13 protein-coding genes are annotated in these 10,751 nt (G+C 62.2%); 4 read left to right on the forward strand and 9 right to left on the reverse strand.

From position 1 onward, the window contains the following. Position 1: 1 nt before the first annotated feature. From AC3EMP_RS27200 to AC3EMP_RS27235, 8 genes are all read right to left on the reverse strand, one after another. Positions 2 to 808: an ABC transporter permease gene (locus tag AC3EMP_RS27200; RefSeq protein ID WP_023696355.1), complete on the reverse strand. Its 807-nt coding sequence runs from the start codon at positions 806 to 808 to the stop codon at positions 2 to 4. After that, entirely contained in the window at positions 805 to 1,530 is a 726-nt protein-coding gene (locus AC3EMP_RS27205; protein WP_023687806.1) for an ABC transporter ATP-binding protein, read from the reverse strand. Before AC3EMP_RS27205 ends, AC3EMP_RS27200 begins: the two co-directional genes overlap by 4 nt. Beyond that, entirely contained in the window at positions 1,527 to 2,489 is a 963-nt protein-coding gene (locus AC3EMP_RS27210; protein WP_031201516.1) for a PQQ-dependent catabolism-associated beta-propeller protein, read from the reverse strand. Before AC3EMP_RS27210 ends, AC3EMP_RS27205 begins: the two co-directional genes overlap by 4 nt. Further along, positions 2,477 to 3,652 carry an ABC transporter substrate-binding protein gene (locus AC3EMP_RS27215; RefSeq protein ID WP_352710769.1) on the reverse strand — a complete coding sequence of 392 codons (1,176 nt, stop codon included), beginning with the start codon at positions 3,650 to 3,652 and terminating at the stop codon, positions 2,477 to 2,479. The genes AC3EMP_RS27210 and AC3EMP_RS27215 overlap by 13 nt, the downstream gene beginning before the upstream one ends. Then, on the reverse strand, positions 3,649 to 4,320 hold the full coding sequence (locus AC3EMP_RS27220) for an ABC transporter ATP-binding protein (protein ID WP_023696358.1): 672 nt from the start codon (positions 4,318 to 4,320) through the stop codon (positions 3,649 to 3,651). The genes AC3EMP_RS27215 and AC3EMP_RS27220 overlap by 4 nt, the downstream gene beginning before the upstream one ends. Next, the gene (locus tag AC3EMP_RS27225; protein WP_023667999.1) at positions 4,320 to 5,087 is read right to left on the reverse strand and encodes an ABC transporter permease; all 768 of its coding nucleotides are present in this window, start codon (positions 5,085 to 5,087) and stop codon (positions 4,320 to 4,322) included. Before AC3EMP_RS27225 ends, AC3EMP_RS27220 begins: the two co-directional genes overlap by 1 nt. Positions 5,088 to 5,097: 10 nt before the next feature. Next, complete coding sequence (locus tag AC3EMP_RS27230) at positions 5,098 to 6,132, reverse strand: ABC transporter substrate-binding protein (RefSeq protein WP_352710764.1); 1,035 nt, start codon at positions 6,130 to 6,132, stop codon at positions 5,098 to 5,100. 157 nt (positions 6,133 to 6,289) lie between these two features. Continuing rightward, positions 6,290 to 6,631 carry a DUF768 domain-containing protein gene (locus tag AC3EMP_RS27235; RefSeq protein ID WP_023696361.1) on the reverse strand — a complete coding sequence of 114 codons (342 nt, stop codon included), beginning with the start codon at positions 6,629 to 6,631 and terminating at the stop codon, positions 6,290 to 6,292. A gap of 188 nt (positions 6,632 to 6,819) precedes the next feature. On the opposite strand from AC3EMP_RS27235, the gene AC3EMP_RS27240 reads away from it, so the two are divergent. From AC3EMP_RS27240 to AC3EMP_RS27255, 4 genes are all read left to right on the forward strand, one after another. Continuing rightward, a complete protein-coding gene (locus AC3EMP_RS27240; protein ID WP_031202187.1) occupies positions 6,820 to 7,776 on the forward strand; it encodes an NAD(P)/FAD-dependent oxidoreductase in 957 nt (318 codons plus the stop codon). Between the two features lie 165 nt (positions 7,777 to 7,941). After that, positions 7,942 to 9,228, forward strand: a complete 1,287-nt coding sequence (locus AC3EMP_RS27245) for an SDR family oxidoreductase (RefSeq protein WP_352710761.1) — start codon at positions 7,942 to 7,944, stop codon at positions 9,226 to 9,228. After that, positions 9,228 to 9,710 (forward strand): DUF2269 family protein, encoded by a 483-nt coding sequence (locus tag AC3EMP_RS27250; RefSeq protein WP_023687798.1) that lies wholly within the window; start codon positions 9,228 to 9,230, stop codon positions 9,708 to 9,710. The genes AC3EMP_RS27245 and AC3EMP_RS27250 overlap by 1 nt, the downstream gene beginning before the upstream one ends. A gap of 110 nt (positions 9,711 to 9,820) precedes the next feature. Then, positions 9,821 to 10,147, forward strand: coding sequence for a low affinity iron permease family protein (locus tag AC3EMP_RS27255; RefSeq protein WP_023681103.1), 327 nt, complete (start codon positions 9,821 to 9,823; stop codon positions 10,145 to 10,147). 215 nt (positions 10,148 to 10,362) lie between these two features. Here AC3EMP_RS27255 and AC3EMP_RS27260 read toward each other — a convergent pair whose 3' ends face one another. Then, positions 10,363 to 10,638 carry a hypothetical protein gene (locus tag AC3EMP_RS27260; RefSeq protein ID WP_023667991.1) on the reverse strand — a complete coding sequence of 92 codons (276 nt, stop codon included), beginning with the start codon at positions 10,636 to 10,638 and terminating at the stop codon, positions 10,363 to 10,365. Positions 10,639 to 10,751: the final 113 nt, after the last annotated feature.

Raw genomic sequence — 10,751 nt, forward strand, 5'->3', positions numbered from 1 at the left:
ATCAGCCCTCGCCGCCGCGCCGGGACCACAAGCCGCGGCCGGGATCGTAGCCGATGACCGCCGCGAGGAAGAAGGCGATGAGGCAGCCAAGGACCACAATCGCCGCGACAGGATCGAACCGCAGATAGAGCGCGAAGCGTATCAGCTCGACCGCCGAGCTGAACGGGTTCCAGGCGGCGATTGTTGCCAGCGCCGGTCCCGCCTCGGCAAGCCGCCACAGCGGATAGAGCGCCGTCGAGGCAAAGAACACCGGAAAGATGACGAAATTCATGACACCGGCAAAGTTCTCCATCTGTGTCGAAACCGAGGAGACAAGCAGGCCGAACGCGCCAAGCATCAGGCCCGCCAGCACGAGCGCCGGAAATACCGCGACGTAGCCGAGAACGGGCGGCCGCACATCCCAGAAACGCGCGATCAACAGAAACAAATAGACCAGCGGCACGCCGACGATCACGCTGGCCAGCAGGCGCGCCGCAAGCAGGTACCAGCGCGGCAATGGTGCGGTCAGCAACAAGCGCATGCTGCCCATCTCGCGATCGTAGACCATGGCCAGCGAACTCGCCATGGCATGGAAGAGCAGCATCATGGCCGCTAGCCCGGGCACCACATACACGTCATAGAGAACATAGGTCTGGTAGGGTGGCGTGATCGACAGACCGAGAACGGAGCGGAAGCCAGCGGCAAAGATTGCCAGCCAGACCAGCGGCCGTACCATCGCCGAGAGCAGCCGGCCGCGTTGCCGCAACGTGCGCAGCATCTCCCTGCGCAGGATGCCGTTGAGCGCGCGCACCGCGTGAGACGTTTTCATTCGGACTCCGTCAGCGACGCGAAGGCCTCGCCCGTGCTCGCCACACCGAGATCGGTAGCCAGGCGATCGGCGCGGCCGGCCCACCGCATTGTGCCTCGATGCAGCACCACCACATCGTCATCCGCCGTTAGTTCTTCCAGAAAATGTGTTGCCCACAGGACGGCAATGCCGCGCTCACGGCAAAGCTCCCGCACGTGCCGCTCGAGCGCGCGGCGGCCCGGCACGTCGAGCCCGGTGGTCGGCTCATCCAGCAGCAAAAGGCGTGGGCTATGCATCAGAGCGCGTGCTATCTCGACACGGCGACGCTGCCCCCCGGAAAGCGCTCGGGCAGGATCGTCGATCCTGTCCAGCACGTCCAGCCGGCCGAGTTCGTGGATGGAGCGCTCCTTGCTCAAGGCCTGGCTAAGCCCATGCAAGGCCGCGTGGTAACGCAGGTTCTCGCCGGCCGTCAGATCGAGGTCGAGGGTCGGCAACTGGAAGACGACGCCCATCTGCGCCAACGCGGCGGACGGGTTGACATCCATCGCCTGGTCGAAGACATGCACCGAGCCGGAGCGGGCGTGATAAAGACCGGTGATCAGCGAGAACAGCGTCGTCTTGCCGGCGCCGTTGCGGCCTAGCAAGATGCACATCCTGCCTTGGGCCACAGAGAAAGAGACGCCGTCGAGAACCCGCCGGTTTCCGAAGCTATGGCCCAGATTCTCGACCGACAAGGCGTTCATGGCCCGATCACGACGCCCCACGGCCCCCGCCCTACCGGCAGCGATTTCACCACCTCCTGGTTTTCCAGATCGATAAACGAAATATCGCCGGAATTCCCGTTTGCGCTGACCAGGCGCTTCTCGTCGCCGGAGAGCGCAACGTGCCAGGGTCGTTGACCAACAAGGTAGAGCCGACGGACCGTCAACGTTTTCACATCGACTTCCGCAATCCTGTTGGCGGGGCCGAGCGCCACATAGACGGTCGTGCCATCGCGGGACGTCGCCATGCCGACCGCTTGCACACCCTCGCGTCGTATACCCGGCACCTCGAACTCGACTTTGCCGGTCTGCGCGCGCGTTGCCGTGTCGAAGACGGTGACGGTGCCCCGGATCTCCGAGGACACCCAGAATTGCTTACCGTCCGGCGAGAATAAAGCCGCGCGCGGCCGGGTATCGACCAGCAGATTGTCGACGAGTTCAAGCGTGCCTGCGTCGATCAGATGCACCATGCTGGTGGTCTCCGAAGTGCAGGCGACATAGCGGCCGTCGGCGCTGGCCGCCATTCCTTCCGGTTCGACGCCGACATCCACGGTGCCGATGACCTTGGCCGCGGCGATGTCCACCACCGACACCAGATTGTCATTCTCGTTGGCGACGAACAGCCGCTTGCCATCGGGATGGACTGCGAAGAATTCCGGATCGGCTCCCGAAGGCAATTCCCCGACGACCCGCCGCTTCGCGACGTCGACCACGTCGATGCGGTTGTCGTCGCCTTCCGCGACGAACAGCATCTTGTTGTCGATCGACAGCGCCAGCCCGCGCGGACGGCGGCCGACATCGATCGTCGCCAGCAAAGTCATTGTCACGCCGTCGACGACCGCGACGGTATTGTCCTGCTCATTGGAAACGTAGATGGTCTCGGCGGCGGCGGGAGCAGCAAGAGCGAACGCCGCCAACAACAGCGTCATCAGAACTTGCATGTGCTCTCCTCCAGGTCGATGCCCAGCGTGTCGAGCGGCGTGCGCTGATGCAGGAAGCCCGGTTGCGGTGAGCTGGAAATCAAGAGGCGAGGCCCGGCGATCAAAATGGGCTGGCGCATCTGTCCGTCCCAAGGACGGAAACTAAGCCCCTGCCCCTTGAAGCCAGCGAGAAGAAACGCGTCGCCGCGTATATATCTGCCGATTGCCGCGGGATCGAGACTGTGCAGGCGCGTCGCCGCTTCGCCGATACTGCGCACAGCGAGCCAGGCCGCGTAGTCGCTGGGCAACATCCAGCGCCCTGCCTGCCTGTGGAAACGGTCCTGCAGTTGCGTGGCGCCCCATTCCTCGCTGACAGCGCTCCAGCCTGTGGTGACCAGCCCTTGCGTGCCGGCGACGATTCTCGGCAGCGCAGTGCGGCCCTCCAGATAGGCGCCGAATTCATCCGCCTCGTCGGCGACCACGAGCACATCATAGTCGCTGACCTGCGTGACCGCGGGTATTTCGGTCTGCAGCGTGACATGCCCTGTATCGGCACGTCCGTTGGCGGGCCTGAATGTCCACGGCTGGTCGATCGTGATCTCGGCTCCGAAGCGAGCCGCCGCCCGTCGAAAGGCCGCCGCCATCGCCTGATCCTGCGAATGCGGCCCCACAAGCAGGAACCAACGCTGCCAGCGCTTCCAGGCGAGATACTGCGCCAGCCCGTCGGCGAGCATGGCGCGGCTCGGGATCGTGTGCAGCACGTTCCGACGGCAGTCCTGTTGGCGAAGCACGTCGTCCGGCGCCCGGCTGTTGAGCAACGTCATCTGCTCGGCACCGGGCGCGGCACTGGCCTGTAGAAGCTGACTGGCGTCGAGATCGGCGACGACAAAGGCGATGCCGGCATCGGCGAATTGTCTTACCGCGTCGTCCGGCGTTTCGGTTGGTTCCAATATTCTTTCCTCCAGCCGAAATTTCTGCCCAAGAAACCGGCCGGTGCTTTCGTCGTCGGCAATGCCGAGCCGTGCGCCTTGCAGGCCGTCGTCGGTGACGGTTTCATCAAGGGGTCCAAGGGGCAGAGCCGGTTTGCGCTCCTGGCCGATATACCCGATCACCATCGTCTGTTGCTCGGTGGCGCCAGGGCCGGTGATCAGCAAAAGAAAGAGAAGGCCCAGCATCAGTCTCATTGTGTCGCCCCCAGCCCAAAGCGCGACGATCCCGCTTCATCGCCACGTGAGATTGCGACATCGCGCACGATGCGCGCCGGCGATCCCTCCAGAACAATGACCCGATCACCCAGAGACGAGGCATATGCGAGATCGTGCGTAACCAGCAGCGTGGTAGTCCGCCGACTGGCGAAACAATCCTGCAGCAGGTGGCGCATGGCTTGCGCCGTCGCCTCGTCGAGAGAAGCGGATGGCTCGTCGAGGAGCAGGAGCGCAGGCTCCACGGCGAGCGCCCGGGCAAGCGCTACGCGCCGCGCCATGCCGCCCGAGAGTCGCTGCGGATAGCTCTTCTCATTGCCTTTCAGGCCGACAGCGGCAAGCCACCGGGCCGCATCGGGCGCGCGATCCGGGATGGCCATCTCTACATTGCGCAAGGCGGTGAGCCAGGGCAGCAGCCTCGGTGTCTGGAACAGCATGCCTATCGGAAGCGGTCGTCCGCTCACGCTGCCGCGAAATTCGCGGTCGACGCCCGAAACGATCGACAGCAGCGTCGACTTGCCGACACCGGAAGGGCCGGTCAGGACGCAGACCTGTCCGTCGGCTATATCAAGCGACAGCGCGCGAAAGATCGTCCGGCGCTGTCCGTCGTCACCGGGGAAAGTCTTGTCCTCGATCCTGATCCTCAGCATCAGCGTCGCCAGGCGAACAGACGACGTTCCAACGGCACAAGCAGTCCATACTCTATGGCAAGCATCACAACGCCGAAGCTGATCGCATAGGCAAGGATGTGGGTGACGTCGAAGTTCTGAAAATAGACCTGTAGCTGGAACCCGACGCCGTTGGAGCGGCCGAGCAGTTCGGCGAGCAACACGATCTTCCACGTTAGTGCCAGCCCGCTGCGCAGGGTGACGAGAAAGAACGGCGCCAATTGCGGCAGCACGACATGCTGCAGCTTTGCAGCACGCCCGAAGCGATAGAGCTCAGCCATTTCGGCAAAGTCCTTGTCCAGCCGGCTGGCGCCTTCACGAATAGTCACCACGACATTGGGGATCTTGTTGAGCGCGACCGCAAGGACAAGCGCGGTCTCGGCAAGACCAAGCCAGATATAAATTAGAATGACCGTGATCAGCGCCGGCATGTTGAGGAGTAACACGATCCAAGGCCTCATCCATATGTCGGCTCTGTGCGAGCGGCCTGCCGCGTAGCCAAGGGCCGCGCCGATGACTATTGCCGACCCGAGGCTTGCCACGACGCGCGCAAGCGAGATGCCCAAATGGTATGGCAGCTCGCCCCGAACCGCTTCGTGCAGGAGAACCGAAACAACCTGGACCGGACCAGGAAACAGCCGATCGGCGGCGATCGATGATGCAATCTGCCAGACGAGCACCATGGTCAGCAATGCCGCAGTGGATTGCGAACGCTGCATTGTGATGGGGAACGCTGGGACATCGGTCATTGGCGCGAGCTCAAGCCGGTATGGCCCGGAAGACACCAGGATCGAGGCTCGTCGCCTTGCCGACCAGATCCTCGCCGCCCAATTCGGCCAGGATGGCAAACAACCGGGCCGCGCCATCACGTTCGTCTTTGCCGAACCGACGAGGGATTCCGGCTCGATAGGCGGCGCGTAACGCCGCCTGCAGGTGAGGATCGTCCGTGCCCAATTGGGGCGCGAGCACCCGCCATTCGTCGTCCGAAGACTCGAGCAGCGACTTCGCTGCCGCGGTCGCGCTCGTGAATCGCGCGAGGGCTATCGGGTTGGCCCGCGCCCAGCTTTCATGGAAGACGTAGCCGAGCATCGGCAAGTCCACGGATACGCCAAGCCCCTGCAGGATTTGCGCGACACTGAGCAGAGGCCTTGCCCCCTCTGACTCGAGACGGGCGGCGAAATTCCAGAACGTCAGCAGTGCATCCAGTCGCCCCGCCAGAAATTCCTGCTCCAACAAAGGCGGCGCGCCGAACACTGGATCCACCTCTTCAGCAAGATCGCGCTTCACCTGACGGAGGCCGAGCGCGCGCAACAGGATCCAGCTTTTGTCCAGCGGACCACCTGCGATCCCCAGCCTTTTGCCCTTGAGGTCCGCAAGAGTTCGAATGGGCGAGCCTTGCGGCAGTTCCAGCGCGCCGACGGCACGAGAATACGGATAGAAGACCAGATCAGCGCCTTCGCTGCGCTGGCGCATGACCCACACCCAGTCCGAAACGATGACGTCGACGCTGCCCGCCAGCAATGCGGTCTTACCGGCTTCGGTACCGGCAAGCCGCTGAGCCTCGATTGATACGCCGTGCACAGTGTCCAACGCATGTCGCCGCATGACGTCAACTTCCCAGGCGGCGGTGCCAAATCCCAGCACGCCAAATCGCACGAGCGGCGATGGCTGTGGCGCGGCTTCTGCGGAAGCACCCAATAGCCAGCAACAAATACCCGCAAGAGCGGCCCGCCGCGAGATGTGACCCCGATGATGCCGGGTCAGCCATTCGCCTGGAAGGGTAGCAGTCAGCACGGGCGCACCGGGTGTGAAGGAACTTTCCTAACGCCGTGGCGGCAGGAATGTTCCTCAATGGTGCATGGAACTAACGGGAAAGCACCTAAGGTCCGTTTTTCAGCTCGTATAGCAGCCCGGGGGGCTTGTTCAGGCGAACAGAAGAAGGTGTCAGGGGCTACGGTCCGCTCTTGGCATCATCAACCTCCAACGCGTCCATTACAGGTGCCGGATCGCTCTTTTCGGAGCTCGGGCTCTGCACCCCGGACCCGGCGTTCTCGATCGCTTGCACGATAGCATCTTCGATGTTTCCGAGTTCGTCCTCCCTTACTTCACGCCCATAACCAGCCACCTCGGCATCCTGCTCGAATTGCTGAGCGAGCACCGCGACGCTGACTTCCTCTCGACCAGGAAGTGTGCCGACATTCTCCTGTAGCCAGTTTTGAAAAAACTCTCTGGTCGCGCTCATCTCAGACCACCCTTTCGCCAAACTAAGCGCGACGGTGAGCCGAAGTTCCATGATGCGTTCACTTTCCCAGTGGTGCTGTACTCACAGCGTTGGGAGCCACGAGGTTTTTGCAGGCTTGATGAGGCAGTGGCCTTTCTCTTCACGACTCGATTGGAGTTCACTCTTATTGTGCAGTGTGCATCCTGATTGCGTCCATTTCGACCCTGTGGAACAAGCTCGTTGAGTTGAAGTTAGGCCCGATGCCAAGCTTTTCGGGCGAACCAAGCTTTTCGGGCGCACAAGTTTTTGACGTTGCCATCGTCGGCGGCGGCCCCGCGGGGCTCGCTGCAGCCATGTATTTAGCCAGGTTTCTGCGTTCGGTGATCTCGCTCGACGCGGGGCATGCGCGTGCCAAGCTCATCCCAAAATCCCGTAACTGTCCCGGCTTCCCCGACGGCATCAGCGGGGAAGAACTGCTCGGCCGCCTACGAGCCCAGGCACAGCTATACGGCGCGAGCCTTGTCCATGGTTGCGTAGGCCACGCCGAAAAACGCGAGGGGTTTTTTGTTCTGACGACCACCTGCGGGATTGTCCAAGCAAGGCGCGTGATTCTGGCAACGGGCATTGTGGACAAGGCACCTCCCATTGAAAGACTGGAGGAGGCGATCGCAACCGGCATTGTCAGACTGTGCCCGGTTTGCGATGCATATGAGGCCCGGGGTAGCCGCATCGGCGTTGTTGGTCCGGAGCATCTCGCCGTCAGGGAGGCTCTGTTCCTGAAGGGATATGGCAGTCAGGTCGCCTTGCTCGCCAATAACCAGGATGATGTTTCCGAAGCTGCCCGCGGCGCCGCCTTGGCAGGCGGAGTTGAAATCTGGGACGCTGTCGATGACCTGATCCCTCGACGAACCGGGTTCGATGTCGTCATGGCCGAGGGCGCCCCGATGCGCAACATCGATGTGGTGTACCCTTCGATGGGCAGCGACGTACGCTCCGAACTCGCGGTTGCTCTGGGGGCTAACTGTGACGCAGAAGGCTATGTCCTGGTCAACCGACACCTTGAGACTTCAACGCCAGGACTCTATGCCATTGGCGACGTGGCCGAGGGGCTCAATCAAATTGCTGTTGCGTTCGGAGACGCCGCCAAGGCTGCAACTCACATTCATAACGACCTCCGCGATTGCGCCGAGCCGGCGACGAACTTCCGGCGAAGTTGACCTGCAGATGCGAACGCACCGTACCGGCTCACCTTTGGCTGCGTTGATGCCCGGAACCTGTTCCACCCGGCGTGAGACTACCGGCTTCGGCTTTGCTAGAGTTCTCCCAGGCGCAGCCGCTGGGTTGATGGACGGGCACGCGCTGGCGAACGGCTGGAGGAAGGAATGAAAATTCTCGTCACCGGCGCGTCAGGTCTGATTGGAGCCGCGCTTTGCGCGCGCCTGGCCGGCGAGAGTCATGAAGTGGTCCGCGTGCTTCACCACGCAGACACTGGCGTCCACCCGGAGATCCAAACCGTTTCCCGGGATATGGCGCGGGCCTTGCGACCTCAGGATTGGATCCCCTATCTCGCCGGTGTGGACGCCGTCGTAAACTGTGCCGGCGTCCTCCAGGATAGTGCCCGGGAAAACACCCGGCATGTCCATTCTACCGGCGCCTCGGCTCTCTTCACCGCGTGTGAGCAAGCAGGTGTGAACAAGGTGATTCACTTTTCTGCCATCGGGGTCGATCGCCAGCAGCCGTCCGCCTTTTCCGCCAGCAAGCTCGCCGGCGATGAAGCACTGATGGCACGTAGCCTTAGCTGGGTCATCCTGCGCCCCTCCGTAGTGCTGGGAAGGCCGGCCTTCGGCGCAAGTGCACTGTTTCGCGGCCTCGCGGCGTTGCCGCTCTTGCCGTTGATGCCCGACACGGGCCATCTCCAAGTCGTCCAACTCGATGACGTCATCTCCACCGTCCTGTTCTTCCTCAAACCCGGCAGCCCATCGCACCTCACGCTGGACCTGGCTGGGCCCGAGGCACTTTCGATGAGCGAGGTCGTGGGTCGCTATCGCCGCTGGTTCGGATGGAGCAGTGCTCGGGAGTTCATCTTGCCGAATTGGGCCGCAGCTATCTTGTACAGGTTCGGGGATGCCGCGGCTCAGCTGGGCTGGCGCCCGCCCATGCGCAGCAATGCAGCAAAAGAGATTGCCCGTGGCGCTGTCGGCGATCCCCAGCCGTGGATGACGGCGACCGGCATTCAACCATCAGGTCTTACATCTGCACTGCGTCTAAATCCTGCGACCGTGCAGGAGCGATGGTTCGCCGGTCTTTACTTCGTCAAGCCGGCGCTCTTTGTCGTCTTGCCGCTCTTCTGGATCATGACCGGCATGATTTCCCTCACCGCCGGCTGGCGCAGCGGAGTTGACTTGCTGATTGGCACTGCTGCCGGCCCCTTGGCCGAACCGGCGGTAGTCGCCGGCGCGCTGGCTGACATCGCCGTCGGGGCGCTTGTCGCCTGGCGCCCAACCAGCCGGCTTGGTCTTTTCGGCGCAATCGCGGTATCGCTTTTCTATGCGACCGCTGGGAGCATTCTGCGGCCGGATCTTTGGCTTGAGCCACTCGGGCCGCTGATCAAAATCCTCCCGATCCTCGTTCTGCATTTTGCAGCGCTGGCCATTCTGGAGGAACGCTGATGATGTACTTCGTGCTTAAATACCTGCACGTGATCGGCGCTGCTGTGCTGCTCGGAACTGGTGCCGGCATTGCTTTTTTCATGCTTTTGGCACACCGGACCGGGAATGCCGCGACGATCGCAGCCATCGCCCGAATTGTCGTGCTGGCTGATTTCCTGTTCACGGCTACGGCCGTTGTCGCACAACCTCTGACCGGACTGGGCCTCGCTAGGGTTGCGGGGTATTCGCTGTCCGAAGGATGGATCGTTCTCTCGATCCTGCTCTACATCTTAACGGGCCTGTTCTGGCTGCCTGTCGTGTGGATGCAGATCGAGATGCGAAATCTAGCCACACAGGCCGCACTCTCCAACCAACCTCCTCCCGAGCGCTACCATCAGCTGTTCAGACGCTGGTTTGTCTTCGGCTTCCCAGCTTTCGGCGCCGTGCTCGCCATTTTCTGGCTGATGATTGCGCGCCCGGCAATCGAGTGGTCATCGTTGTAGCTGCGATCGGCAAGCACTGCGCCGTGAATTCATCCGTCGCGCCTAGCTGGCTCGTGCCGGCGCGATGCACTGCGGTCGGGAACCACGGTCACTGCCGCGAGTTCTTTCGCATGGCCAATCATCCCGTCACCGGCGTGCTTACCTCAATCGGCACATTAACCTCCCGCCCCGCGGCATTCCTGATCCTGTTGGTCTACGCAATCCTTTGGATGATCTTCGAGCGACAGACCCTGGACTGGCATGGAGCGGCTACCTTGTTTACGTGGGCCATGACGCTGTTCATCCAGCGTGCCGAGCACCGCGACACTCAGGCCATTCACGCCAAACTGGATGAGATCCTGCGATCAGACCACAATGCCTCGAACATCACGCGGATCGACGATGAAGAGCCCGAGGAAATCGAAAAACACCGCCACCGCAGGCAGCAGGACGACTGATGAGCGGCGTTTTGGTTTCACGGCAGGACGAGTAGCGGGTTTCCGGCTTTTGACGCCTATCCAGCCCCGCCGCCTCCTGCGCTCAGGGCCAAGGCCTTCGATCCTTGCTGCGGCTGTGGTTCAGCGACGGAAGGATCGGAGCCCCTATTGTTCCACCGCATCCAGAAAAATTTGCCCGAGAACCAGGTCAGGCAAATCGGCCGGCTCGAAGTGCGTCATTCGCCCTTCTGGTTGCGCTCGACGAACTTGTTGAAACGGCTGGTTTGTCCGTCACCAGTCTTGGACTGGTAAAGAAAGGCCAGATCGTTCTCGTCGAATATGCGGAAGAACTCATCCCATTCGACCGGCTCGAATGCTTCCTCGGGTTTGCCGAAGTCGATCCGCAGGATGCCGCCCGCGCCTTTGGTGCGAACCACTGCCGGCCGTCCATCCCGCTCCTCCGCCCATTTGCGGATTTCGTCGTGATTGGTGGTCGTTTGCGACTGGGACATTGAAATCTCCTTTGATCATCGGCGTTGCCAACATCGGGCATCGTCGGGGCTGCCGGCGTCCTAACAGCACAAGGGCGGCAATGTTCCGGCACGGCGCGGCGAGCGCGATGTGG

It is taken from the genome of Mesorhizobium sp. P160219, from assembly GCF_057786095.1.

What these genes read in the sequence shown, in the direction of transcription:
- AC3EMP_RS27200 (WP_023696355.1), bottom strand. Translation starts at nt 808, where the DNA reads ATGAAAACGTCTCACGCGGTGCGCGCGCTCAACGGCATCCTGCGCAGG.
- AC3EMP_RS27205 (WP_023687806.1), bottom strand. Translation starts at nt 1,530, where the DNA reads ATGAACGCCTTGTCGGTCGAGAATCTGGGCCATAGCTTCGGAAACCGG.
- AC3EMP_RS27210 (WP_031201516.1), bottom strand. Translation starts at nt 2,489, where the DNA reads ATGCAAGTTCTGATGACGCTGTTGTTGGCGGCGTTCGCTCTTGCTGCT.
- AC3EMP_RS27215 (WP_352710769.1), bottom strand. Translation starts at nt 3,652, where the DNA reads ATGAGACTGATGCTGGGCCTTCTCTTTCTTTTGCTGATCACCGGCCCT.
- AC3EMP_RS27220 (WP_023696358.1), bottom strand. Translation starts at nt 4,320, where the DNA reads ATGCTGAGGATCAGGATCGAGGACAAGACTTTCCCCGGTGACGACGGA.
- AC3EMP_RS27225 (WP_023667999.1), bottom strand. Translation starts at nt 5,087, where the DNA reads ATGACCGATGTCCCAGCGTTCCCCATCACAATGCAGCGTTCGCAATCC.
- AC3EMP_RS27235 (WP_023696361.1), bottom strand. Translation starts at nt 6,631, where the DNA reads ATGGAACTTCGGCTCACCGTCGCGCTTAGTTTGGCGAAAGGGTGGTCT.
- AC3EMP_RS27240 (WP_031202187.1), top strand. Translation starts at nt 6,820, where the DNA reads ATGCCAAGCTTTTCGGGCGAACCAAGCTTTTCGGGCGCACAAGTTTTT.
- AC3EMP_RS27245 (WP_352710761.1), top strand. Translation starts at nt 7,942, where the DNA reads ATGAAAATTCTCGTCACCGGCGCGTCAGGTCTGATTGGAGCCGCGCTT.
- AC3EMP_RS27250 (WP_023687798.1), top strand. Translation starts at nt 9,228, where the DNA reads ATGATGTACTTCGTGCTTAAATACCTGCACGTGATCGGCGCTGCTGTG.
- AC3EMP_RS27255 (WP_023681103.1), top strand. Translation starts at nt 9,821, where the DNA reads ATGGCCAATCATCCCGTCACCGGCGTGCTTACCTCAATCGGCACATTA.
- AC3EMP_RS27260 (WP_023667991.1), bottom strand. Translation starts at nt 10,638, where the DNA reads ATGTCCCAGTCGCAAACGACCACCAATCACGACGAAATCCGCAAATGG.